Origin of the sequence: Steroidobacter agaridevorans (genome assembly GCF_009932555.1) — a bacterium.
GTDB classification, from domain to species: domain Bacteria; phylum Pseudomonadota; class Gammaproteobacteria; order Steroidobacterales; family Steroidobacteraceae; genus Steroidobacter; species Steroidobacter agaridevorans.
Window position 1 is genome coordinate 221761 of record NZ_BLJO01000005.1, and the last position, 24683, is coordinate 246443.

17 protein-coding genes are annotated in these 24683 nt (G+C 62.7%); 9 read left to right on the forward strand and 8 right to left on the reverse strand.

The genetic code is table 11. The features are described from left to right. Window positions 1-126: 126 nt before the first annotated feature. Complete coding sequence (locus tag GYH35_RS19080) at window positions 127-2520, forward strand: glycoside hydrolase family 3 N-terminal domain-containing protein (RefSeq protein WP_202624416.1); 2394 nt, start codon at window positions 127-129, stop codon at window positions 2518-2520. 49 nt (window positions 2521-2569) lie between these two features. Here GYH35_RS19080 and GYH35_RS19085 read toward each other — a convergent pair whose 3' ends face one another. Genes GYH35_RS19085 through GYH35_RS19100 form a run of 4 tightly spaced genes read right to left on the reverse strand, consistent with a single transcriptional unit; the run spans window position 2570 to window position 10648 of the window. Next, complete coding sequence (locus tag GYH35_RS19085) at window positions 2570-5239, reverse strand: glycoside hydrolase family 3 C-terminal domain-containing protein (protein ID WP_161829242.1); 2670 nt, start codon at window positions 5237-5239, stop codon at window positions 2570-2572. A gap of 2 nt (window positions 5240-5241) precedes the next feature. Beyond that, window positions 5242-6498, reverse strand: a complete 1257-nt coding sequence (gene manD / locus GYH35_RS19090; protein ID WP_161812936.1) for a D-mannonate dehydratase ManD — start codon at window positions 6496-6498, stop codon at window positions 5242-5244. Then, window positions 6498-8438 (reverse strand): sialate O-acetylesterase, encoded by a 1941-nt coding sequence (locus tag GYH35_RS19095; RefSeq protein WP_161829243.1) that lies wholly within the window; start codon window positions 8436-8438, stop codon window positions 6498-6500. The genes manD and GYH35_RS19095 overlap by 1 nt, the downstream gene beginning before the upstream one ends. A gap of 17 nt (window positions 8439-8455) precedes the next feature. Continuing rightward, complete coding sequence (locus GYH35_RS19100) at window positions 8456-10648, reverse strand: alpha-glucuronidase family glycosyl hydrolase (RefSeq protein ID WP_161812934.1); 2193 nt, start codon at window positions 10646-10648, stop codon at window positions 8456-8458. Window positions 10649-10784: 136 nt separating this feature from the next. Between GYH35_RS19100 and GYH35_RS19105 the strand changes: the two genes are divergently transcribed. From GYH35_RS19105 to GYH35_RS19140, 8 genes are all read left to right on the forward strand, one after another. Continuing rightward, window positions 10785-11867 (forward strand): LacI family DNA-binding transcriptional regulator, encoded by a 1083-nt coding sequence (locus GYH35_RS19105; RefSeq protein WP_161812933.1) that lies wholly within the window; start codon window positions 10785-10787, stop codon window positions 11865-11867. 167 nt (window positions 11868-12034) lie between these two features. Beyond that, entirely contained in the window at window positions 12035-13525 is a 1491-nt protein-coding gene (gene xylE, locus GYH35_RS19110) for a D-xylose transporter XylE (RefSeq protein ID WP_161812932.1), read from the forward strand. Between the two features lie 11 nt (window positions 13526-13536). Beyond that, window positions 13537-14694, forward strand: coding sequence for a fumarylacetoacetate hydrolase family protein (locus GYH35_RS19115; protein WP_161812931.1), 1158 nt, complete (start codon window positions 13537-13539; stop codon window positions 14692-14694). Window positions 14695-14714: 20 nt separating this feature from the next. Further along, window positions 14715-15482, forward strand: a complete 768-nt coding sequence (locus tag GYH35_RS19120; protein WP_161812930.1) for an SDR family NAD(P)-dependent oxidoreductase — start codon at window positions 14715-14717, stop codon at window positions 15480-15482. A 32-nt stretch (window positions 15483-15514) separates the two neighbouring features. After that, window positions 15515-16384 carry an SMP-30/gluconolactonase/LRE family protein gene (locus GYH35_RS19125; protein ID WP_161829244.1) on the forward strand — a complete coding sequence of 290 codons (870 nt, stop codon included), beginning with the start codon at window positions 15515-15517 and terminating at the stop codon, window positions 16382-16384. Beyond that, window positions 16374-18146, forward strand: coding sequence for an IlvD/Edd family dehydratase (locus tag GYH35_RS19130; protein ID WP_161812928.1), 1773 nt, complete (start codon window positions 16374-16376; stop codon window positions 18144-18146). The genes GYH35_RS19125 and GYH35_RS19130 overlap by 11 nt, the downstream gene beginning before the upstream one ends. A 194-nt stretch (window positions 18147-18340) precedes the next feature. Continuing rightward, a complete protein-coding gene (locus GYH35_RS19135) occupies window positions 18341-20002 on the forward strand; it encodes an alkaline phosphatase family protein (protein WP_161812927.1) in 1662 nt (553 codons plus the stop codon). Window positions 20003-20062: 60 nt separating this feature from the next. Further along, window positions 20063-20731: a DUF2459 domain-containing protein gene (locus GYH35_RS19140; RefSeq protein ID WP_161829245.1), complete on the forward strand. Its 669-nt coding sequence runs from the start codon at window positions 20063-20065 to the stop codon at window positions 20729-20731. A gap of 27 nt (window positions 20732-20758) precedes the next feature. Here GYH35_RS19140 and GYH35_RS19145 read toward each other — a convergent pair whose 3' ends face one another. The 4 genes from GYH35_RS19145 to GYH35_RS19160 form a co-directional block, all read right to left on the reverse strand. Then, a complete protein-coding gene (locus GYH35_RS19145; RefSeq protein WP_161812925.1) occupies window positions 20759-21316 on the reverse strand; it encodes a BON domain-containing protein in 558 nt (185 codons plus the stop codon). Window positions 21317-21431: 115 nt separating this feature from the next. Further along, entirely contained in the window at window positions 21432-22814 is a 1383-nt protein-coding gene (locus GYH35_RS19150) for a sugar porter family MFS transporter (RefSeq protein ID WP_161829246.1), read from the reverse strand. Next, on the reverse strand, window positions 22811-23989 hold the full coding sequence (locus tag GYH35_RS19155; protein WP_161829247.1) for a hypothetical protein: 1179 nt from the start codon (window positions 23987-23989) through the stop codon (window positions 22811-22813). Before GYH35_RS19155 ends, GYH35_RS19150 begins: the two co-directional genes overlap by 4 nt. Window positions 23990-24002: 13 nt before the next feature. After that, a complete protein-coding gene (locus GYH35_RS19160; RefSeq protein ID WP_161829248.1) occupies window positions 24003-24674 on the reverse strand; it encodes a D-lyxose/D-mannose family sugar isomerase in 672 nt (223 codons plus the stop codon). Window positions 24675-24683 lie beyond the last annotated feature (9 nt).

Sequence of the window (24683 nt, forward strand, 5' to 3'; positions counted from 1 at the left end):
GTGGGCGGGAGGAATTTGCAGCCGCGATTGACCCCGACCGGGGGCCTGGGTTAATGATACCGGTATCACCTTACTAACAAAGACGAGCCCGTTTTGGAGCCCGTTTCACAACCCTAGGGGGGACCCATGGTGCGAGCTTTCAGCCTGGCCACGGCTGGCCAGCGGATGCGTAATCCGAGCGCGAAATTAGGTGTCTTGATCGCCGCGGTGCTGGTGGCGTCCGGAGTATCGGCGCAGTCACGCAGCGACCGCCCCACGTATAAAGATCCGGCGGCGCCGGTCGAACAGCGCGTGCAGGACCTGCTCTCGCGCATGACCCTGGAAGAAAAGATCGCGCAAATTACCGCGGTCTGGACCAAGAAGAATGAGCTGCTCGATGCCAAGGGAAACTTCGTTCCCGAAGCCGCGCAGAAGCTATATCCCGCAGGCATCGGTCATTTCACACGCCCCAGCGATCGTCAGCAGGTCGGCAGTCCGCTCCAGACGCCATTTCGTAACGAGCGCGAGACCGTCGAGCTGATCAACGCGATCCAGCGTCATGCCACTCGCAACACACGGCTGGGCATTCCGGTTTTGTTTCATGAGGAAGGACTGCACGGCCATCAGGCGCTCGGCGGCACACACTTCCCGCAAGCCATCGCACTCGCGAGCAGCTGGGATCCGCAGTTGCTCGAGCGGATTTTCACTGTCGTCGCTCGAGAGATTCGTGCTCGCGGCGCGCATCTGGTGCTCGCTCCCGTCGTAGACGTCGCGCGCGACCCGCGCTGGGGCCGCTTCGAAGAAACATACGGCGAAGATCCCTACCTCGTAAGCGCGATGGGCGTGGCGGCGGTGCGCGGATTCCAGGGCACTACCCTGCCGCTTCCCAAAGATCGAGTGTTCGCAACCCTCAAGCACATGACGGGGCACGGCCAGCCGGAGAGCGGCACCAATGTCGGCCCGGCAAATATCTCCGAGCGCATCCTCCGTGAAGTGTTCTTTCCGCCCTTCAAGGCCGCCGTCGCTGCCAACGCCCAGGCGGTAATGCCTTCATACAATGAAATCGACGGCGTGCCGTCGCACGCCAATCACTGGCTGCTGCAGGACATCCTGCGTGGCGAGATGGGCTTCAAAGGCGCGATCGTCAGCGACTACTTCGCGATCAAAGAACTCATCGACGTGCATCACATCACGACCGATCCGGTCGATGCCGCGGTCCGCGCGTTGAAGGCCGGCGTTTCTTCGGACCTGCCCAACGGTGACAGTTATGCGTTGCTGCCGCAGGCGCTCGCCGCAGGACGCATTCAGCAGGCGGACATCGATAGAGCCGTCGGCGACATGCTGCGCCTGAAGTTCCTCGCAGGCCTGTTCGAACAGCCGTATGCGGATGCCAAATACGCTGAAAAGATCACCGGCAACGCCGAGGCCCGTGCGTTGGCGCTCGAAGCTGCACGCAAGTCCATCGTGCTCCTGAAGAACGATGGCGTATTGCCGCTGCGTGCCGATGGATTGAAAACATTGGCGGTGATCGGCCCGAATGCCGCTCGCGTCGAGCTGGGCGGCTATTCGAACGTTCCCAAGCACGTCGCCACTCTTCTGGATGGCATCAAAGCCAAAGTCGGGCAGCGCGTGAACGTCGTCTCGGCCGAAGGCGTGCGCCTGACCGAGAGTGGCGACTGGTACACCGACGAAGTCGTCCGCGCGAAGCGTGAAGACAATCTCGAGCGCATCAAGGAAGCAGTGAAAGTCGCGCAAGGCGCCGACTCCATCGTGCTGGCAATTGGCGGCAGCAGCGCTTTGCACCGCGAGGCGTGGGCGAAGAATCATCTCGGCGACAGCCTCACCCTCGGCCTGACGGGGGAACAGAGCGAGCTTGCCGAGGCGATGTTTGCTCTGGGCAAACCGGTCGTGGTGGTGCTGATCAACGGCCAGCCACTGTCGATTCCCCAGGTTGTGGACAAGGCCAACGGCGTGCTCGAAGGCTGGTATCCCGGCCAGGAAGGCGGCACGGCCCTCGCGGATGTGTTGTTCGGCGACGCCAATCCGGGCGGCAAACTGCCGGTCACGGTCGCTCGCGACATCGGACAGCTGCCGTTCTTCTACAACCAGAAGCCGAGCGCGCATCGCGGTTACCACTTCGAATCGAAGCAACCGCTGTTCCCGTTCGGCTTCGGTCTGTCCTACACCAAGTTCGAGCTCGGCGAGCCGAAGCTTTCGAGCGCGCGCATCAGCGCCGACGGTAACGTGAAAGTGTCGGTGGACGTGCGTAACACCGGCTCGATGCAGGGCGATGAAGTCGTGCAGCTGTACGTACGTGACGTTGCCAGCTCGATCACGCGTCCCGTGAAAGAGCTCAAGGCATTCCGCCGCGTTTCATTGCAGCCCGGTGCGTCGACTACCGTGGAATTTACGTTGGCCAAGGAGGCATTCGCGTACTGGAATCAGGAGATGAAGTACGCCGTCGAGCCTGGCGAATTCAGCATCATGACCGGTCCCAACTCGGCCGAGCTGAAGTCCGCAACTTTGACCATCGGCGACTGATCGACGATGGCTGGCGTCCGCCGTTGCCGGCGGACGCCATTGCCTCGAACTAGCGTTTCACTTCAAATGTCTGTCGGGCGCGAATGTCCGCGCTCGAGGCACCGACCTGCACTTCGTACTTGCCGGGATCGACCGTGTAACGCTTGGCGTTCACGTCATAGTGACGCAGATCGCTGGACGCCTCGAGCGTGAAGCTGACATTGCCCACCTCGCCCGGCTTCAACGCAACGCGCTTCACACCACGCAGATCTTTGTTGGCCCACTGCTGCTTGGAGTCCTTCGGCGCAACGTACAGCTGAACGACTTCCTCACCGGCCCGCGAGCCCGCGTTCTTCACCGTGAGCGACGCCTGAATCGTTCCATCCGGAGCGACGTTCGCGCGATCCAGCTTCAGGTTCGAATACTCGAAGCGCGTGTACGAAAGCCCGTGGCCGAACGGATACAACGGCTGGCCCGTGAAATAACGATACGTCCGGCCCTGCATGGCGTAGTCATCGAACGCCGGCAACTTTTCGTTCTCTTTGTAGAACGTGACAGGCAGGCGACCCGACGGATTCACGTTGCCGAACAACACATCCGCCACCGCATTGCCACCGCGCTGACCCGGATACCATGCCATCAGGATCGCAGGCAGACGCTGCTGCGCCCAATCGACCGCGAGCGCCGAGCCGCCCGTGAGCACCAACGCAACCGGCTTGCCCGTGGCCTGCAACGCTTCGAGCAGTTTTCGCTGGCTGCCGGGCAAGCGCAGATCGGTGCGATCGCCGCCGGCGAAGCCCGGATAGCTCACCTTCATCTCCTCGCCTTCGACATCGCCCGTCAGACCGCCGACGAACACAACTGCATCGGCGGCGCGTGCGGCGTCCATTGCTTCTTCGAATGGCGCCTTGGCGCCGGGGCGTCGCCAGCCCAAGCGGATTTCGGCGTCGCGGATGTCTTCGAAGTATTCGAGCTTGATGCGATAGGCCCGCCCGCCTTCGAGATCCACGCTCGCGCTGTGACTTTTCACGCGCTCGTTCTGATCCCAGCCGTTCACGATCAGGCGATCGTCGATATACAAACGCACACCATCGTTCGCACCCACGACCAGCTCGTACTTGCCCGAAGTCGGCGGTAGCAACTGACCGGTCCAGCGAACGCTGAAGTCATCGCCGGCCAGCGCCTGCGCATTCGACAGCTCACCTCGCGCAGCCAGGTCATCGGTCGGCGCGCCGCGATCCCAACGGAACGCGATTCGCGAATCGACGCGCGTCATCACCGGCGCGCCCGCAAAGTCGCGCCCCCGGAAGTATTCGCCTTTGAGGCCCTGCTCTTTCGAATTTGCATCGGGCCGCAGGAAGTTCGCGTCGATCAGCGGCACCGCGCGAGGCTCTTCGCGTCCTTCGACCAGGTCGACGCCACGCGAATAGATCACCTTCGTCTGCTTGCCCGCTGCCTCACGGATGCCCTGGAGAATCGTCACTGGAGCCGCCGGCGTGCCGTAGTAATTGCCGAGCAGCGACATGACTTCATCGGCTGTCGGACCGATGACAGCCAGCGTTTTGATATCGCGCGAAAGCGGCAACATGCCGTCGTTCTTCAGCATCACGATGGATGACTGCGCTGCCCGCCGCGCCAGCTGATCGTGTTCCGCCGATTGATTGACCGAATATGGAATCTGCGCCCACCGTACACGCTCGGGCGGATCGAACATGCCCAACTGAAAGCGCGTCAGCATCAGCTTGCCCACAGCGGCGTCGATCTCTTTCTCGCTGATCAGATTCTGCTTCACGGCCGGCAGGAGAGCGTCATAGGTCTTGCCGCAGTCCAGCTCGCAGCCATAGCGCACGCCCAGCGCGGCGGCTTCGGGCGCCGTCGCGACGATCTTGTGATGTTTCCAGATGTCCTCGATGGAATCGCAGTCCGAGACGACGTAGCCATCGAAGCCCCAGTCCTTGCGAAGAATCTGCTGTAACAGCCGCGGACTGGCGGAAGCCGATTCGCCATACACGCGGTTATATGCACCCATCACCGACGCGACCTTGCCCTCCTGAACGAGCGCTTGGAACGCAGGCAGATAGGTGTCGTACAGATCGCGCTCGCTCGGATGCACGTCGAAGTGATGTCGATCCGCCTCCGGCCCGCTATGCACCGCGAAGTGCTTGGCGGTGGCGTCGACCTTCCGATACTTCGGATCGTCGCCCTGCAAGCCCTTCACGAACGCGACGCCCATGCGCGCAGTGAGCCATGGATCTTCGCCGTAGGTTTCCTGTCCGCGTCCCCAGCGAGGATCGCGGAAGATATTGATGTTGGGGGACCAGAACGTCAGGCCCTGATAGCGCTTGCGCAGACCGCGACGTGCGAATTCATGATGCTTGGCGCGCGCCTCGTCACTGATGGCAGTCGCGATCTCGAACATCATCTTCTCGTCGAAGGTCGCGGAGAGCCCGATAGCTTGCGGGAACACGGTCGCCGCGCCGGCGCGAGCGACGCCGTGCAACGCTTCATTCCACCATTCGTACTCGGGAACATCGAGCCGCGGAATGGCAGGCGCGGCGTTGCCCAACTGGGCGATCTTTTCTTCCAAGGTCATGCGGGACACCAGGTCGGCCGCACGTTCCTCGAACGACTTGTTCAAATCCTTGTATGCAGGCTGCTCGGCGCCTGCCGAGAACGAAACGCACAGCAGTGCGGCAACGGTCAAGGCAAGCTTCGTCGATCCCGACTTCATGTAGCGCATGGTTACCAATCCCACATTGAGCCGTCTTCCAGACGAGCGATAGGTAGTTGTTTGGGCGAGTACGGATACTTCGCCGCGAGTTTTTCGTCGATGGTGACGCCGTGTCCCGGCGACTCGCCACAGTGCAGCCGGCCATCGCTGAAACGATAGTCGTGCGGAAACACTTCGTCGGTCTCCTTGGCGTGATGCATCCACTCCTGAATGCCGAAGTTCGGCACCCAGGTGTCGAAATGCAGGGCCGCGCCCATGCACACCGGCGACAGATCGGTCGCGCCGTGAAAACCCGTGCGCACTTGATACAGCGATGCAAAGTCCGCGAGCCGACGGACGTGCGTGATGCCGCCCGCGTGCACGATGGTCGTGCGGATGTAGTCGATGAGCTGATTCTCGATCAGATGTTTGCAATCCCAGATCGAGTTGAACACCTCACCGACGGCGAGCGGCGTTACGGAGTGATGCCGGATCAGCTCGAATGCCTTCTGATTCTCCGCTGGTGTCGCATCTTCCAGCCAGAACAGGCGGTATGGCTCGAGGCTCCGCGCCAGACGCGCCGCCTCGATCGGTGTCATGCGGTGATGACCATCGTGCAGCAGCTCGACCTCGTTGCCATGATCGATGCGCAACTGCTCGAACAGCTTAGGCACGATCTCCAGATACTTCGGCGTCGACCACAACGTCTCCAGCGGCAGCTGCGTTTCCGCGGGCTCATAAGCCTTACCGCCGCTGGCAATGCCGTACGTCTTTGCCAATCCGGGCACTGCGCACTGAGCGCGGACCGCACGAAATCCCATTCCGATGTAGCGAGCGACTTCATCGCTGGTCTCAGCGATGTCGCGGCCGTTGGCATGCGCGTAGACGAGCGCACCCTCGCGCGAACGACCGCCGAGCATTTGATAAAGCGGCAGACCGGCGAGCTTCGAAACGATGTCCCACAACGCCACGTCGACAGCAGCAATCGCCGTCATCGTCACAGGGCCACGACGCCAATACGCGCCGCGATAGAAAAACTGCCAGGTGTCTTCGATGCGACCGGCATCTTTGCCGATCAAGTTGGGAACGATGTGCTCTTGCAGATAGGCCGCGACGGCCAGCTCGCGACCGTTCAGCGTGGCGTCGCCGAGCCCGGTGATTCCCGAGCGCGTGACGATCTGCAACGTAACGAAATTACGACCCGGACAAGTCACGATCACCTTGGCGTCGACGATCTCGCGATCCCGACTCGAGCCGGCCACTGCTGGCGACTCTTTCTCGACCTTCATCATTTGACCTCGATCTGGAACGGACCGGCCGGCAGCGGCGCCGTGTCATATAACGTGCACACGGGGCTGTCGGCCCAGCAATAACGGACGCGCGTCGCAGTCCCTGAGTTCGCGCTATTCAACAGCACGCGCTGACCTTGAATCGTCGCTTCGGCGTATTCGCAGGTGCCCGCAGCAGCGCCGCAGGTTTCGAAGCCGATCGGACGCGCGGCGCTGTAGGCCACGAGCTTTCCGGTGACATCCGCGAATTCAACCGAAACAGCGTCGCCCTCGCGACGCGCGCTCGCCGGCACAGGGCCGGACGGGGGAGCAGTGTCCTTGTACAGAACATGCCGAGCCGCACGAGCAAGCCGCCGCGCGACCTCTTGTTTGTTGGCCGGATGAACGTCGGTGTACTCGCCCAGATCGATGGCAACCGCGAGAGCCGCATTCGGATCTGCCTTCACCGCGAGGCGCTGCGCTTCGCGCGTCTTCGCCCAGCCGCTTTCGGTCGGCTCTGTCGAGGCCGGGCCGTAGCCCGCGAGTTGCACCACGAAGAACGGCACGCTCGCACCGAACTGCGTGCGCCAATCGGCCATGAATCGGGTCAACAGCGCCTGATACTGATCGCCTTCATCGGTATTGGATTCGCCCTGATACCAAACGACGCCACGCAGGCTGAGATTCGACAGCGGCGCGATCATGCCGTTGTGGATCACGCCCAATCCGGCAGTTGCCTCCCAGGGCGCACGCAACGGATACGCAGCATTGGCCGGCGGCAATTGGTAACGCCATTCCTTGTTGAGCAAGACGTTCGAGCCATCGGCGAAGCGAATTGCACGACTTTCCATGGAACCGGGCAGACCGCCGCTCGCGTATGTATCGAGCACGCTGACGACGACCGTGTTCTCTCCAGCACGCAGCACCTTCGGCGGCAGCGGATAAGATTTTTCGCCGCCCGGGCCCGCGGCCCCCACCAGGCGGCCGTTGATCCAAACTTGATCGGACTCATCGACGCGCCCCAAGGCGAGCGTGGCTTGCTGCGCGGCTTGTGACTTCGTCAAAGTCACATTCGTCCGATACCACAGCATGCCGTCGTACTTGGCCAACTCGGGCACGCCCCACTCTTCCCAGTAGCCGCGCTCCACCGGTGCAGGCTTCCACTCGCCGTTGGGCTTTGCGCTCCAGGGCTCCTGGCCCGGACGATCTTTGGTGCGCTCGCGCCACCAGCCTTCCCAAATGCTGGCCCACTGAGCGTTCGCAGCGATCGGGTCTTTGCTCGACAGCGCCAGCGCGTCCAGCGCGCCCTCATAACCGCCCATCGAACGAAGCGCCGGCGCCGTCATCCAGGACTGGATCTTCGATCCGCCCCAGGCCGCGGCGATCAAGCCCATCGGCACCTTGTCTTTCTTCTGCAGCTCGCGCGCGAAATACAAACAAACGGCCGAGAACTCCGGCACTGTCTGCGGCGACGCCTTCAACCATTTCACCGGACTGGCAAAGCCGTACTGAGGAACCGGATTGTTCGCCAACGGCACGGTCAGCATGCGAATGGAGTCGTTCGTCGAGTTGAGGATCTCCGAACGAGAATCGAGCGCGCGGTGGACTTGCAGGACCATGTTGGACTGGCCCGTGCACAACCACACGTCGCCGATCATCACATCGTCGACGACCTGCTTTTCGCCCGAGGCGGCGGCGACGGACAGCTGATAAGGACCGCCCGCGCTCATGCTTGGCAGGCTCGCTCGCCAACTCCCCGTCGCGTCCACCTTCGCCTGTACGCTCGAGCTCGCCAACGTCACGGTGAGCGACTCACCCGGCTCGGCGCGTCCCCAAACATTGATCGCCTGCTCCCGCTGCAGGACCACGTGATCCTGAAACAGGTCGTGCAGCAGCGGAGCCGCATTCGCGCTTGTCGTCGAGAGTACTGCCAACAGCGCGCCCGGGATCCACTTCGACATGCAGCGAGTCCTCATGATCAGTGATGTCCCGGCGCGTACGGGAACTCGAGCGACTTGTAGTAATCGAGCGAGTGCTCAGGAGGCGCGAAACCTGCGGGCAGCGGGCGCTTCGAGAAGGTCTGGAAGTAAGCGATGCTGGCGTCGCGCCACCACTTTGCTTCCTTCTCCTGAATCTTCAGGAAGGCAGCGACCTCGTGGTGACGTTCGGCATCGACGAACGGCGCCAGCCCTTGCCACGTGCCTTCCATCTCGCGAACCGTGTCGACACCCCGCGTGTATCGATACACCAGCTCGTCCCATAGGATGCGGCCGGACTTCGTGCGGTAGTCCCAAGGCACGTGATGGAACCACAGCAGGAACTGCTCCGGCACTCGCTTGAGATCGCCAAACTGTGCGGCCACGGGCGGCGCATATTGAGCGACGGCATTGCTGCCCGTCTTGGTGCGATCGAAGCCAATGCCGTTGGCGTCGGCGCGATGGTAGTAAACGGAAGTCCAGTCGGCGCGCGGACCGCCTTCGACCCACGGTCCCGGTCCATAGTGATGACCGCGTCCCATCAAATGATGCAAGCCGAGCGGCGTCATGTAATCGACGACCGCCTCGTGCGACTTCATCATCATCGCGACCACCGGCTTTACGAACTGCGGATCGTTCGAGAACGTCATCCGCACCCATTCTTCGGCGAGGTCCTTGGACGACAGCATCGGATTCCAGGCGAGGCGCCCGAAGGCATACCAGTTCGCCTGCTCGAACTGCGCGCCGCTCCAGTTGCGATCGGTGCCGATGTTGGCCACGCCCGCAATTGCCGTGCGCGCGTAGTTATGTACGGAGCCATCGAGGATCTTCGCCACCGTCGAACCCTGACGCGGGCGATAGGTGTCGGCACGCAGCACTTCTTCGTAGAACGCGCCGAGATAAACCAGATGCGTCGCGAAGCCCAGATATTCCTTGGTGATCTGGAATTCCATGGCCAGCGGCGTCTTCGGCATGGCGCCGAACAAGGGATGGAACGGCTCGCGCGGCTGGAAATCGATGGCGCCGTTCTTCACCTGCACGAGCACGTTGTCGCGGAACTTGCCGTCGAGCGGCACGAACTCGTCGTAGGCCTGTTTGGCGCGATCGTCCGGCTGCTCGTGCGAATAAACAAACGCACGCCAGATGACCGTGCCGCCGAACGGTTTGACGGCGTCGGCCAGCATGTTCGCGCCGTCGGCGTGAGTGCGGCCGTAATCCTGCGGGCCCGGCTGCCCTTCGGAGTTGGCTTTGACCAGGAACCCGCCGAAATCGGGGATAAATTTGTAGACCTCGGCAGCCTTTGCTTTCCACCACTGCTGCACACCGGGATCGGCGGGATCCGCCGTCTTCAAGCCGCCGATTTCGACTGGAGCACTGAAGCGCGCCGTTAGAAACACCCGGATGCCATACGGGCGAAACACGTTCGCCAGCGCCGCGGCCTTTTCCAGATACGGCGCAGTCAGCATCGTCGCGTTTGCATTGACGTTGGTCAGCACCGTCGCATTGATGCCGATCGACGCGTTGGCGCGCGCATAGTCGGTGTAGCGCGGGTCGAGATAGTCGGGCAGCTTGTGCCAGTCCCACAGCGAAAAGCCCGCGTAACCGCGCTCGACGGTGCGGTCGAGATTGTCCCAGTGATTCAGCATGCGCAGCTGAATGCGCGAGGACTCGGTGATGTTGATGTTGCCCAACGGCTGCTGGGTCTGCAGCACCCGCAGGAAATGAAACACGCCGTAGAGCACACCGACATCGTCGTTGGCCGCGATGATCACGGTCGCCTGGCCATTGATGGGCCGGTGACGAATGACATAACCCTGCGCCGCCAGCCCCTTCAAGCCCAGATCGAACTGAGCAATCTGCGCGTTCGACTGTGGCGTGCCGATCACCAATGCGGGCGCCGACACACTCTCGACGGCAGCAGGCTGTTGCGACAGTAAGCCGTTCAACCCGCGCAACAATTCGTCCTTGGCGGCAACGAGGGTCGGCGAAGGAGTCGGCATCACGAGCTGAGTCGTGGCTCCGGCATAACGATCGCGCTGATCGGCAGGTAGCGGGCGATAGCGGAGCCAGAGCTCATAGCCATCTTCGGCGGCGGCGGGTTGCATGAAAAGCGCCGCGCACAGCGCCCAAATAGACATGACTGCTCGAAACAAAGGCGCGCATCCGCCACCCAACGAACGATGACCTGGCGCCATCTCTTCCCCCTACCATCGGCTAACCGGAGTTTTGGTAACGGTAACACGGGCGCTCGACGCGCTTCCACCCTTCCCGACTCCGAGGCAATAATGTGCTGAATTCATGAGCCCATCGGGCCCGTCACCTACAACCTGCATGCAAAACGCACCTCGCAAAGCCCGCAACTCGGCCACTTCGACACGCCGTAAAAGCGCCGCTGTCACCATTCACGAAGTGGCCCAGCGCGCCGGCGTCTCGCCGATGACCGTGTCCCGCGTGGTCAACGGCAACGCCAATGTGCGGGCCGCGACTCGCGAATTGGTGATGCGCACGGTGCGCGAGCTCAACTACACACCGAACGCCGCCGCTCGCTCGCTGGCCGCCGCGTCCGGCACCCGGATCGCATTGATCTATACAAACCCGAGCTCGGCCTACTTGAGCGAGTTGCTGGTCGGCGCGCTCGACGGAGCCAGCAAGGCGGCAACGCAACTGGTGCTCGATACCTGGGATCACATGACGCGCGCGACCGAACGAGCCGCCGCTCGCAAGATCGCCCAGAGCGTGGCCGGCGTGATTCTTCCGCCCCCTTTGTGCGAATCGAAAGCCGTTTGTTCCGAACTGGTGGCTGCGGGAATTCCGGTGGTCGCCATCGCTTCCGGGCGCTTCCAGCCGGACATTTCCGGCGTGCGCATCGACGACTTTCGCGCAGCGCAAGAAATGACCGAGCATTTGATTTCATTCGGACATTCGCGCATCGCCTTCATCAAAGGCCATCCCAATCAGACCGCCAGCGCCCTGCGCTACGAAGGTTTCCAGGCGGCCATGGCGGCGGCCGGCATACCGGTCGATCCGACCATGGTTCAGCAAGGGTTCTTCACCTATCGCTCCGGCCTGGAAGCGGCGGAGAAACTGCTCGCGCGCAAGAAGCCGCCAACAGCCATTTTTGCCAGCAACGACGACATGGCCGCGGCCGCCGTGTCGGTGGCTCACCGCCGGGGTATGGATGTACCGCGCGACATATCCGTGGTGGGTTTCGACGATACGCCGACCGCGACCACCGTCTGGCCCGAACTGACCACCATCCGTCAGCCGATCGCCGCGATGGCGGCGTCTTCCATCGACCTGCTGCTACGGAGCATTCGTCGCCGTAAGGACGGCGAAGCCCGGGTGGTGGTCGATCACGTCGTGGCTCACGTCCTGGTCAAGCGCGACTCGGTGGCCGCCCCCGGCCCAGGCTGATTCCGCGCTTCGGAGCGCATTTCCTTCCCCTCGTCCTACGTTCTGGTAAGGCAAGGTCGCGCTTGAATTTTGATAGCGCTATCACTACGCTCGTCCATCAGCATGAGGCCATTGAGAGCCTCGCTTCGCCAATCTACCCATAGGCGTCATCTCAGGGGGCGCAATTTATGTCACAGGGGATTTCCCAGGCCGAGCTGAATCCCACGCTGGTGCGTGGACTTGCGTTCGTCGCCGCACTCGGTGGACTGCTGTTCGGCTACGACACGGCTGTCATTTCCGGCGCGGTCGGCGCCATCGACCATAACTTCATCCTGCCCCGTGGACTGCCGGAAACCAGCGCAGCCAGCCTGTCGGGTTGGGCCATTTCCTGCGCCTTGCTCGGCTGCGTGATCGGCGCCGCGTTGGCCGGCCCGATGTCACAGAAGATCGGCCGTCGCGGCGGCCTGATGGTCTCGGCCGTGCTGTTCATCCTTTCCTCGGCCGGTTCCGCCTACCCGGAATTCGGCTTCCTGGGCATTGGCGGCGAGGGGCCTGAAGCGCTCACCTCGTTCATTCTTTATCGAATCCTCGGCGGCATTGGCATCGGCGTGGCCTCGATGCTCTCGCCGCTATATATCGCCGAGATTGCTCCGCCGAAACAGCGCGGCCAGCTGGTCACTTATCAGCAGGTCGCCATCGTCGTCGGCATGACGCTGGTGTACTTCGTGAATTGGTTCATCGCCTCGCAGGGCGACGACCAGTGGGTGCTCTCGACCGGCTGGCGCTTCATGCTGCTGTCGGCTGCGTTGCCGGCGGCTTTGTTCCTCGGCCTGTTGCTGCTGGTGCCCGAAACGCCGCGCTGGCTGGTGATGAAAGGCCGCATGGACGAGGCACGGGACGTTCTGGCGCGCCTGACGAACGAAGCCGAAGCCCGCGTCGTGCTCAAAGAGATCGACGAATCGCTGCACGAGCGCACCGGCAAGTTGTTTGCTTTCGGTGCACTGGTGGTGTTCGTCGGCATCATGCTGTCGGTGTTCCAGCAGTTCATCGGCATCAACGCGGTGCTGTACTACGCGCCGCTGATGTTCCAGAACATGGGCGCCTCGACCGATAGCGCGCTGTTGCAAACGATCATCGTCGGCGTGGCCAACATCGTATTCACACTGGTCGCGCTGGTGACCGTGGATCGCTGGGGCCGCAAGCCGCTGCTGATCCTGGGCGGCGTGGTGATGGCGATCTCGATGCTGTCGCTGGGCTTCCTGTTCAACAGCCACAACGTCGGCACCGCCGCGCTGGTCGCGGTCGTCGCTTATATCGCCGGCTTCGCGCTTTCGTGGGGCCCGGTGGTGTGGGTGCTGCTGGCGGAAATCTTCCCGAACCCGATCAAGGGCAAGGCGATGGCCATTGCGGTGGCCATGCAGTGGATCGCGAACCTTTTCGTTTCCTGGTCGTTCAAGGTGCTGGACGGCAACTCGGCGTTGAACGCGATGTTCAACCACGGCTTCTCCTACTGGATCTACGGCGTGATGAGCATTCTCGCCGCGCTGTTCGTGTGGCGCTTCGTGCCCGAGACCAAGGGTCACAGCCTGGAAGCCATTCAGCACTTGTGGATGGAAAAGCCGCAGGACCACTCGAGCTCCGAGGCTGCCTCCAAGGCCAGCACTGCTAACGCGCTCTGAACGATCTATTTATGAGACTACTTGCCCATCTTCCGGCGGACTGGCGTGAGGCCACCTTGGTTGGCCGCATCGCCACGGCCGCCGGCCCGACCCCAGTCGTCATCACTCGCGGCCACGTTCGCGACGTGTCGCGAGTCGCGCCGACGGTTTCCGACCTGCTCAACAATTGGAACGGCACCCTGCCAGCTGGCGATGACCTCGGCCCGCTCGAGCAGCTGCCGTTGTCGGCTGCTTTCAACGGCGGCGCGGATGCGTCGACGCGCTTGCTCGCGCCGGTAGATCTGCAATGCGTAAAAGCTTGCGGCGTGACGTTCGCCGTCTCGGCGGTGGAACGCGTGATCGAAGAGCGCGCCCGTGGCGACTACGCCAAAGCTCAGTCCATCCGTGATGCGCTGGGTGAACGTGTTGGCGCCGACATCCGCTCGGTCAAGCCCGGCTCGGCCACCGCGGTTCGCTTGAAAGAAGCGCTGATCGCCGACGGCCTGTGGTCGCAATACCTGGAAGTGGCCATCGGTCCGGATGCCGAAGTGTTCACCAAGTCGCCGGTGCTCTCCTCGGTGGGCTGGGGTGACTGGATCGGCGTGCGCAAGGAATCGCAGTGGAACAATCCCGAGCCCGAGATCGTGCTTGCGTGCGATGCGAAAGGCCGCACGCTGGGCGCCTCGCTCGGCAACGACGTGAATCTCCGCGATATCGAAGGCCGTAGCGCGCTGTTGCTCGGCAAGGCGAAGGACAACAACGCGTCCTGCGCCATCGGCCCCTTCATCCGCATGTTCGACTCGACCTTCAGCATCGACGACGTGCGCCAGACCGTGGTGTCGCTGACCGTCGAAGGGCCCGAGGGCTACAAGCTCGAAGGCCGCAGCTCCATGTCGTTGATCAGCCGCGATCCGCTGGAGCTGGTCGAGCAGACCCTGAGCCAGCATCAGTATCCGGACGGCTTCGCGCTGTTCCTCGGCACCATGTTTGCTCCCACCGACGATCGCGATGTGGCCGGCCGCGGCTTCACGCACAAAGTCGGCGACATCGTGCGCGTGTCCTCGCCTCACCTGGGCACGCTGGAAAACAAACTCACGACTTCGGACCAGGCGCCGCCGTGGTCCCACGGCATCGGTCATCTGATGCGGAATCTCGCCAGCCGGGGCTTGTTGGCCCAGCGCTCCACTTAAGCTCAGGCTCAGCTCATTTTATGTCTCACACCGTTTATCCCTCGCTTCGTAACAAGCGTGTCGTTGTCACCGGTGGCGGCTCCGGCATCGGCGCGGCCATCGTCGAATCGTTCGTCCGCCAGGGCGCGCGAGTGGCGTTTCTCGACATCGCCGATGACGACTCCAAGCAGCTGGAGCGTCAACTGGAATCCAGCAGCGCCACGCCGCCTCGCTACTACCGCTGCGATCTGAAGAGCATCGACGCGATCCGCGAAACGTTTGTTCGCGTGCGTGCCGATCTGGGTGGCGGCATCGATGTCCTGGTGAACAACGCGGCCAACGACGACCGTCACACGGTGCAGGAAATCACCGAGAAGTATTGGGACGACCGCATCGCTGTGAACCTGCGCCATCACCTGTTCTGCGCGCAGGCCGTGGTCGAGGACATGAAGGCGGCCGGCGGCGGCGCCATCATCAACCTGGGCTCGATCTCCTGGCATCTGGCCCTTCCGGACCTCGCCATCTACCAGACCGCCAAGGCCGGCATCGAAGGCCTGACCCGCTCGCTGGCTCGCGACCTGGGAACGTTTGGCATTCGAGTGAATTGCGTAGTACCGGGCGGCGTGCGCACGCCGCGCCAGATGAAGTTGTGGCATACGCCGGACGAAGAGGCGCGCATGCTCGGCCTGCAATGCATTAAGGCCCGCGTCGAGCCGCACGACGTGGCCAACATGGTGGTGTTCCTGTCGTCGGACGACGCCCGCATGTGCACGGGACACGAATATTTCGTGGACGCTGGCTGGCGCTGAGCCAGCGGAACTCTCACATCACGGACTGAAGCATGACCAAGGTCGATTGCGTCTGCGCCGTGGGCGCCCAACTGGGTGAAGGCCCGCTCTGGTCAGCGCCAGAGCAGGCAGTCTGGTTCGTCGATATCAAAGGCCGCCAGGTTCATCGCTTCGACACTCGTGGCAGCGCATTGAGCTCGTGGGCGGCGCCGGAAGAAGTCGGCTTCGTGGTCAAAGCGACCGGCGGACGCTTTGTCGCCGGCATGAAGAGCGGGCTGCACTCGTTCGATCCGACGAACGGCAAATTCACTTTGATCACGCGCGTCGATTCGGATCGGCCGCGCAATCGACTCAATGATGGTTACGTCGACGGCGCCGGCCGCTTGTGGTTCGGCTCCATGGACAACGACGAATCGCAGCCCACCGGCTCGTTGTACCGCTTCGACCAGCGCGGGCTGCGACGCTGCGACGAGAACTACGTGATCACCAACGGCCCGACCACCAGCCCGGATGGCCGCACGCTGTATCACGTCGACACCCTGGAACGGATCATCTACGCCTTCGACTTGAACGATGGCGATCTCAGCAATCGTCGCGAGTTCGCTCGCATCGAAAAGCCCGGCGCCTATCCGGACGGCCCGGCCATCGACGCCGATGGCTGTGTATGGATCGGCCTGTTCGGCGGCTGGGGCGTGCAGCGCTTCTCGCCGCAGGGCGAGCTGCTGCAAACGATCGAGATGCCGGTCGCCAACTGCACGAAGGTGGCCTTCGGCGGCAACGACCTGCGCACCATGTACATCACCACTGCGTGGAAGGGCTTGTCTAAAGAGCAGCTCGCCACGCAACCGCTCGCTGGAGGCTTGTTCGCGACCCGCGTCGGCACGCCCGGCGTAGCTCCGAACGAGGTTCGTTATGACGGCTAAGCGCCGCTTCCGCTCCCAGGATTGGTTCGACGCCCGCGATCACATCGACATGATGGCGCTCTACCTGGAGCGCTTCATGAATTACGGCCTGACGCCGAAGGAGCTGACGAGCGGCAAGCCCATCGTCGGCATCGCTCAGAGCGGCAGCGATCTCACTCCCTGCAATCGCATCCACGTCGATCTGGCTACGCGCGTGAAAGAAGGCATTCGCGATGCTGGCGGCATTCCGATGGAATTCCCGACGCATCCGATCTTCGAGAATTGCCGGCGCCCGACCGCGGCGCTGGATCGCAATCTCGCCTATCTCGGCCTGGTTGAAATTCTGCACGGCTATCCGATCGACGCCGTCGTGCTGACGACGGGCTGTGACAAGACGACCCCAGCCGCAGTGATGGCTGCATCGACCGTCGACATCCCTGCGATCGTGCTCTCCGGCGGCCCGATGCTCGATGGCTGGTTCGAAGATGAGCTGGTCGGCTCCGGCACCGTGATCTGGAAGAGCCGCCGCCGTCTGGCAGCGGGTCAAATTACCGAACAAGAGTTTCTCGATGCCGCCGCGGCTTCGGCGCCCTCGCCCGGCCACTGCAACAGCATGGGCACGGCTTCGACGATGAACGCCGTCGCGGAAACCCTTGGCCTGTCGTTGCCCGGTTGCTCCGCCATTCCCGCGCCGTATCGCGAGCGCGGTCAGATGGCGTATGAAACGGGCCGTCGCGCCGTTGAAATGGCATTCGAAGATTTGCGCCCGTCGAAGATCCTCTCGCGCGAATCGTTCCTCAACGCCATCACTGCGATTGCGGCTCTCGGTGGCTCGACGAACGCGCAACCGCACCTGACTGCGATGGCGCGCCACGCCGGCGTGGAGCTGAATCCTCAGGACTGGACCAAGTACGGTCACGAGATCCCGCTGCTGCTCAACATGCAGCCTGCCGGCAAATACCTGGGCGAGCGATTCCATCGCGCGGGCGGCGTGCCCGCCGTTCTGCACGAGCTGATGGAAGCAGGCAAACTGCACGCCGACGCGATGACCGTCACCGGTCGCGCCTTGAAAGAAAACATCAAAGGCCGCGCGAGCCGCGACCGCGAGATGATCACGACCTACGACAAGCCGCTGCGCGAGCGCGCGGGTTTTGTCGTGTTGAGCGGCAATCTGTTCGACTTCGCCATCCTCAAGGCCAGCGTGATCACCGAAGATTTCCGCCGCCGCTATCTGGGTGAGGCCGGGCACGACAACGTGTTCGAAGGTCGCGCCATCGTGTTCGATGGCTCCGACGATTACCGAGCTCGCATCAACGACCCGTCATTGAATATCGACGAGCGCAGCGTGCTTGTGATCCGCGGCGCCGGCCCCCTCGGCTGGCCCGGCTCTGCCGAGGTCGTGAACATGCAGCCGCCCGATGCGCTGCTGAAGCGTGGCATCACGAGCTTGCCGACCATCGGCGACGGGCGGCAGTCCGGCACTTCGGACAGCCCGTCGATCCTGAACGCCTCTCCGGAGAGCGCCGCTGGCGGCGGGCTCGCGTGGCTGCGGACCGGCGACATCATCCGCATCGATCTGAATCAGGCTCGCTGTGACATGCTGGTGTCCGATGAAGAGATCGAACGCCGCAAGAAGGACGGCATCCCGGCCGTGCCCGAAAGCGCGACGCCGTGGCAGGAGCTGTATCGCTCCACCGTCAGCCAGCTCGATACCGGTGGCGTGATGGAGATGGCGCTGAAATATCGGCAAGTGGCCAAGAAAACGCCCCGGCACAATCATTGAGCCCGGCTCGCCAGATCCTGTAACGCTGGCGAAACAAACGCAGATCAAAGTGGCAGGCTGGCGCGAATCTACGCGCCGGCTCGGCGGGCTCATGTCAGAGGCTTAACCTGACGCGGCAGGCCGAGCGCCGTAAAATGGCTGGCTATTCGAGTCGAGTTCCGACTCTCATCAGGCTCCGAAGTCGCCGCCCATCCATGAATTCAACGTCCCGCTCGGCAATCGCACGTTGCCTGTCCGTCTGCATGTTGCTCGGCTCGCTCACCGCAGCTCCGCTGCACGCAGCCGAACCGCCGCGTCCCAAGCTCGTGGTCGCCATCGCGATCGACCAGTTCTCCTCCGATGTGTTCACCGAGTACCGTCCGTTGTATCAGGCCGGGCTGAAGCGCCTTGCCAGCGGCGCCGTGTTCCCGAAAGGCCATCAGAGCCACGCCTCGACCGAAACCTGCCCCGGCCATTCCACCATCCTGACCGGCGCGCGTCCGGCACGAACCGGCATCATCGCGAACGACTGGCAGGATCCGTTGCTGCCGCGGACCGTGAATGGAAAGGAAACATTCACGCTGTACTGCGTGGAAAAGCCCGAGCCGGCCGGCAGCGTCGTGGACAAGACAGTCGTCTCACCGGACTCTCTGCTCGTGCCGACGCTCGGCGATCGCATGAAGGCGCGCGATCCCGCCACTCGAGTCGTGTCGGTCGCCGGCAAGGATCGATCGGCGGTGATGCTTGGCGGTCACAACGCCGACCTCGCTTTGTGGTGGACCCAAACGGGCTTTGCGACGTACGACGGCAAGGAGTCGAGCATCCCCGAAGAGATCGCCGATAAGATCAATGCGAACCTTCGCAAGTCATACGGTTCGCCGTCAGTGCTGAAGCTGCCGGCCGCTTGCGCCTCGCGATCGCGCGAGACCAGGCTCACCGACAATATTTCCATCGGCACCTTGCAGAATCTTCCCGCCAGCTCCAAGCGCTGGCGCGCGACTCCGGCGATGGATGCGTTCACCGTCGACGCCGCGCTCGCCGCGGTGAAGAGTTTCAATCTCGGCGGCAAGGGCGCCACCGACCTGCTGGCAGTGAGCTTCTCCGGCACGGATTACGCCGGCCACTATTACGGCACCGAAGGCGCCGAGATGTGCACCCAGCAACTCGCGCTCGATCAATCGATCGGTCGGTTGCTCGCCGGCCTCGACAAGACAGGCATCCCGTACGTGGTCGCAATGACGGCCGACCATGGCGGCATCGACACCACGGAAAGAAACAAACAGCGCGGCGTCGCCGAGGCAGCTCGCATCGATACGAACCTGCTGGCGGCAAACGTCAACGCGATTCTCGAACAAGAACTGCCGGACTTGCCGAAGCCCGTCGTGCTCGGCCCCAAAGAGTTCGCAAACGACGTTTACTTGAATGCAGCGATCCCGGCGGGTCGCCGCGCAGGCGCCCTGCATGCGGTCGCTCAGTACTATCGCAATCACCCGCAGATCGCCGCGGTGTTCACGAAAGACGAATTGATCGCAGCCGCACCGCCTTCCGGTCCCGTCGATGAGTGGACGCTGCTCCAGCGCGCCAAGGCCAGTTTCAATGCGCAACGCTCGGGCGATCTGATCGTGCTGCTCAAGCCTTACATCTCGCTGTATCAGCTGCCCAAGAACGTGGACAGCGACTACACCGCGTCGCATGGCTCGCCCTGGGGCTATGACCGTCGCGTGCCGCTGGTGTTCTGGTGGAAGGGCATTGTCGGCTTCGAGCAGCCTGTTGCCGTCGAGACGGTGGATCTGGCGCCGACGCTGGCAAAGATCATCGGACTCGACGTCCCCGCCGGCGAATTCGACGGGCGCGCGCTGCCCGTCGTCCAACCCTGATCAGGCCGCGTCTGAGGCGGATTGCCGCCTCAGTCACGTTTCATGTAGCGTGCGCCGTGCATGACCCACGGCTTTCGACAACTGCTGTCGTTGTTTGCCACGGTGCTGCTGACGGGCCTGCTCTCCGGCTGCGCCTCGAACGACGCCTGCTACGCGCCGACCACGCCGCACGAATCCCTGCATTCGGTGTATGTGATCAAACGCGCCTGGCACACTGGCGTCGCAGTCGCGGCCGCCGATTGGCCGAATCGCAATTGGCCGGTGCTCGCCGACTTTCCGGAGTCACGGTATCTGGAGTTCGGGTGGGGCGATGCTCGCTTCTATCAAGCGCCGGCTGGCGAAGAAAGCTGGTGGCTCGCGCTTCGCGCAGCGTTCTTTTCGACCGCCAGCGTCGTTCACGTCATCGGCTTCGACCGTCCAACACCGGAAGCGCTGCTCGCAGATGAAGTGATTGAGGTGCGACTCTCGGCGGAGGGATTGCGGAAGCTCACGGCCTCGATCGAAGCAGAGTTCAACGAGAACACGCCCAAATCGTTTGGCGCGCCGCTGCTCGGCACGCCCGATCCGAACAAGTTCTATTACGCCAAGCGACGTTTCTTCTTTCCTCGCATGTGCAATTGGTGGACCTCGCAGCGCCTGCACGACGGCGGCTGTCCGATTGCTGCGTGGTCGGTCGTCTCCGCGAACAGAGTGATCAGGGAAGCGAAGGGATTCGCGAGCGCGCCTTGAGCACGCTCGCGGTGGGTAAGGCCACGATCATTCCTGCGGCTCCCGCTCCTGCTCCTCGGTCAGCGCGATATTGTTTTCAACGTCTCTAACGCCAGGCACGGCGCTGGCCGCATCGCCGGCGCGAGCTTTCTCTTCCACGCTCGTCACAAAGCCGCTCAGCTGCACCACGCCCGCACTCACTTCGACATTGACGTCGCTTTCGTCGTCCATCTCGACGTTGCCCAGGCTGCTGCGGACTCGGGCTGCAATGACTGTATCGGAAACAGGTTGCTGCGCGGGCCGGTCCTCATTGCGAACGACCAGGTCATTACGAACCTCGTCGACGCCATTGACCGATCGAGCACGCAAGACCGCCGCGGAGATCGCATCGTCGGACTCCACAAATCCGCTCAACTGAACAATGCCATCGCGTGTCTCGACCTCGATATCTTTCGCTTTCACGGCGCTATCGGCCGCCAGAGCCGATTTGACCTTCGCCGTCAGCGCGGTGTCGCTGACAGCTTGAGTGTCCTGGGCAGCCGCTGCGGCGGCAGGGATGACGCAAAACAAGCACACGATGAGGGTGAGTTCTCGCAGGTGACGCATTGGCTGATCTCCGGTCGCAGACTCGCTGCGATGTAGTGGGAATGAGTCAGCCAAATCGAAGTTCCCCCGGCAGGGGAAAGTGCGCACACTGTGTGTAAGTAAGCCGACCGCCCCGCTACTGAGCTTCGCGGGCGCCTTGCACGACCACGGCGCTGTCAGCCGGATCCGAAGTGCCCAAGCGTCGTTGGATGTCCTCGAGCCGGACGCCGCTGGTCTCGGGAAAGAACATCCACACGACCAGGAACTGCAGGATCACCATGACCAGGAACACGAAGAACGGACCGGACTGCGACTGAGTCGCGATCACCGGAAACGCGGCCGACACGATGGCATTCATGACCCAATGCGTCGAACTGCCGAGACTCTGTCCTTGCGCGCGCACGCGATCGGGAAAGATTTCGCTCAAGTACACCCAGACGACCGCACCCTGCGAGAACGCAAAGAACGCCACGTAACCGACCACGAACACCAGCAGCGTTTGCTGATACTGCTGGATCCGGAAGATCGTCGCGATGGCGGCCAGGCACACTGCCAGTCCGACGGAGCCGACCAACAACAGCGTCCGCCGACCGAACCGATCGATCAGGCTCAGCGCGATGAGGGTTGCGATCAACATCGTCGCACCGACGGCCACCGCCTGCGCGTTCTGCGACGCCCGATCGAAGCCAGCCATCTGGAAGATATCGTTCAAGTAATAGAGCACCGCGTTGATGCCGATCAACTGGTTGAACATGGCCAGCACCAGCGCCAGCAGGATCGGGCGGCGATAACGCCATTGAAACAGACGATCCGAGCTCGGCCCCACATCCGCCTGCAGCGATGCACGGATGGTTTCCCGCTCGGTTTGCGGCTGCGGCGAGCCGAGCTTCCCAAGCACCTGATCTGCTTCCATCAAGCGATTCTGTGCGATCAACCATCGCGGGCTCTGCGGAATGCCGACCAGCATCCATAGAAACAGCGCCGCCGGTGCAGCTGCGACGCCCAGCTGCCAGCGCCACTCGATATCGCCCAGCGCAAACGATCCGATCACGTAGTTCGACAGATACGCGAGCAGAATGCCGCCGATGATATTTATCTGAAACGCGCCGACCAATCGCCCGCGCCACGCAGCGGGAGCAATCTCGGCGATGTACACCGGTGCAATCACAGATGAACCGCCCATGCCGAGGCCGCCGACAAAGCGGAAGATCAACAGCCACGTCCAGGATGTGGAAAGCGCGCAGCCCAACGCCGATACGAGATAGCACGCGGCCAGGATCAGCAAACTCGTGCGCCCGCCTAGCGCGCGGCCAAGCCAGCCTGCCGCCATCGCGCCCAGCACCGTGCCCCACAGCGCGGCCGACACTGTGAACCCCAGCTCGGCCGGCGAGAGATTGAATACTCGGGTCAGTCCCTGCGTCGACCCGGCGATGACCGCCGTATCGAAACCGAGCAGCGAGCCACCCAGCGCAGCGACGAAGACCGTGCGGATCAAGGTACCGTTGAGCGTCTGTTTCATTGTAATGCGAGCCCCGGTAAGGTTCCCGTGCGCAGGAAGTCGAGATGACAATAGACCGCCACCGCGGCGCCCGACGCCGCGCGCAGCACGATGCTGTTATCCCTCCAGTGACCTTCGATATCGGCGACGCAGTCGAAATCTGCCGGTACGCGCGCGACGCCCTGGAGATAAAAGATAGAGAGCCGGCCGCGCACATCCGGCCGCAAAGAAGTCGGTATGCCTCGCGCGTTCAATGGATTCTCCCGGCAGGACGCGGCGAGCCCGGCGTGAAAGTAGGCCGTGATGTCCTCGATGCCCATGACGTTGACGTGCCTGCCATTCCACGGCGGAAAATGACGTCCGCCATTGGAGAACCACAGCAGCGTCGACGCGAGTTGCTTCGGGTCGCGCAATGCGAACCAAACAAATCGTTGCTCCGGAAAGGTCACGGCCGACCAGGCGAACTCTTGCGCCGGGTCCGCGCACAATAGCGCGAGATCTTCGAATCCGCGTCGCGCGGGATAGCGGCACAGATCCGTGGTCGAGCCATCGATGCATGGCGCGGCATGTAGATCGACGATCTGCTGATCCGTCTGGAGCCACGAGTAGCCGCGATCTTCCGGCCTGGCAGTTGGCTCAACATACGTGCGCGCATGAAGCAACGAACTAAACGAGAGCCGGGCAGCGCCCTGGCCGGTAGGAAACGCAAGTGTCGCGTGATGACCCGGGTTGATCGGCCCGGTCAGGCCCGAGAGGTCGTGCCGTTGATAAACGATCGATTGATTGGCGAGCAGCGCGGTGGTCGCATGGCATGCGCCACCTTGCAACGGCATGTCGACCCCCAGCCGCAGCCAGCAGCCGTCGTTTGTTTCTCCACTATCGATCTCGCGCCATTCGCGATTCGCGGTTTCACCGTGCGGCGGCAAACGCTGGCCACGATACGGCTCGGCGTTCTCACCAAATGCCGAGCAGAACCAGTCGCCACGCAATGCCCGAAGCATCGGCGGCACATCGGCAGGCAATGATTCCTGTGCCCACGGCGCAATCGCGTAAGGCTGAATGGGCTCATCGTCTCTGGGAAAAAACGTAACCGGACCCAGCATGCCGCCGGTCCGGGTCAACGCCAGCTCGACATCCCGCGAGCCCAGCAGGAATGAGTCCTGCCCCTGAATCTTGACAGTGGACTCGAAGGTCATGCGACACCGGGCGTCAATATTCAGTACACAGTTTGTGCGTCACCGGCTCGTCTTCGTCGATGGTCGGAAAGCGCCCGACCTTGGCATGGAAGGCATTGTCGGTCTCATCGTCGTTGACCGACGAGACTTCGCCCACGATGGCCGTCCCTCTGCCTTCCTCGGCCCAGAACTCGTGATACAGATAGGGCGTCAAGGTGATGGAGTCGCCCGGCTGCAAGCGAAATGTATGTCCTGCCTTCACACGGTAGCGCACGCCGTCCAGCGAGACTTCGACATCCGAGTCCGAAAGCGTGCCGTCCGGGCCGCGATTGAACAGACGAATCAGCAGATTGCCGCCCGACTTGCAGATGATGTCCTCGGACTTGAGCATGTGATGGTGCATCGGCGTGTGCTGATTCTCTTGAATCACCAGGATCTTCTCGGCGTACGGCTTCTTGTTGTAAGGCGCGATCTTGTGATGCCCGTTACGCACCGTGAAGACCACCAGGCCGACTTTGTCGAAATCTCCCGAGCCGAAATCGGTGATATCCCAGCCCAGCTTGCATTGACGGATCTCATCGCATTCCTCGCCCTTGGTCGCCCACTCGGCGGGACTCCAATAAGCGAACGGCGGCAGGCGCACCTGATGTTCGTGCAGCAGCGCGATCGCGTCATCGATCAGCGCATTGATCTCGGATCGTTTCATCGTTCCCCC

Bases quoted from the DNA above. Each gene is read 5' to 3' on its own strand.
- GYH35_RS19145 (WP_161812925.1), bottom strand. From the start codon at position 21,316: ATGCGTCACCTGCGAGAACTCACCCTCATCGTGTGCTTGTTTTGCGTC.
- GYH35_RS19160 (WP_161829248.1), bottom strand. From the start codon at position 24,674: ATGAAACGATCCGAGATCAATGCGCTGATCGATGACGCGATCGCGCTG.
- GYH35_RS19130 (WP_161812928.1), top strand. From the start codon at position 16,374: ATGACGGCTAAGCGCCGCTTCCGCTCCCAGGATTGGTTCGACGCCCGC.
- GYH35_RS19135 (WP_161812927.1), top strand. From the start codon at position 18,341: ATGAATTCAACGTCCCGCTCGGCAATCGCACGTTGCCTGTCCGTCTGC.
- GYH35_RS19125 (WP_161829244.1), top strand. From the start codon at position 15,515: ATGACCAAGGTCGATTGCGTCTGCGCCGTGGGCGCCCAACTGGGTGAA.
- GYH35_RS19085 (WP_161829242.1), bottom strand. From the start codon at position 5,239: ATGCGCTACATGAAGTCGGGATCGACGAAGCTTGCCTTGACCGTTGCC.
- manD (WP_161812936.1), bottom strand. From the start codon at position 6,498: ATGAAGGTCGAGAAAGAGTCGCCAGCAGTGGCCGGCTCGAGTCGGGAT.
- GYH35_RS19115 (WP_161812931.1), top strand. From the start codon at position 13,537: ATGAGACTACTTGCCCATCTTCCGGCGGACTGGCGTGAGGCCACCTTG.
- GYH35_RS19150 (WP_161829246.1), bottom strand. From the start codon at position 22,814: ATGAAACAGACGCTCAACGGTACCTTGATCCGCACGGTCTTCGTCGCT.
- GYH35_RS19080 (WP_202624416.1), top strand. From the start codon at position 127: ATGGTGCGAGCTTTCAGCCTGGCCACGGCTGGCCAGCGGATGCGTAAT.
- GYH35_RS19120 (WP_161812930.1), top strand. From the start codon at position 14,715: ATGTCTCACACCGTTTATCCCTCGCTTCGTAACAAGCGTGTCGTTGTC.
- GYH35_RS19100 (WP_161812934.1), bottom strand. From the start codon at position 10,648: ATGGCGCCAGGTCATCGTTCGTTGGGTGGCGGATGCGCGCCTTTGTTT.
- GYH35_RS19140 (WP_161829245.1), top strand. From the start codon at position 20,063: ATGACCCACGGCTTTCGACAACTGCTGTCGTTGTTTGCCACGGTGCTG.
- GYH35_RS19155 (WP_161829247.1), bottom strand. From the start codon at position 23,989: ATGACCTTCGAGTCCACTGTCAAGATTCAGGGGCAGGACTCATTCCTG.
- xylE (WP_161812932.1), top strand. From the start codon at position 12,035: ATGTCACAGGGGATTTCCCAGGCCGAGCTGAATCCCACGCTGGTGCGT.
- GYH35_RS19105 (WP_161812933.1), top strand. From the start codon at position 10,785: ATGCAAAACGCACCTCGCAAAGCCCGCAACTCGGCCACTTCGACACGC.
- GYH35_RS19095 (WP_161829243.1), bottom strand. From the start codon at position 8,438: ATGTCGAAGTGGATCCCGGGCGCGCTGTTGGCAGTACTCTCGACGACA.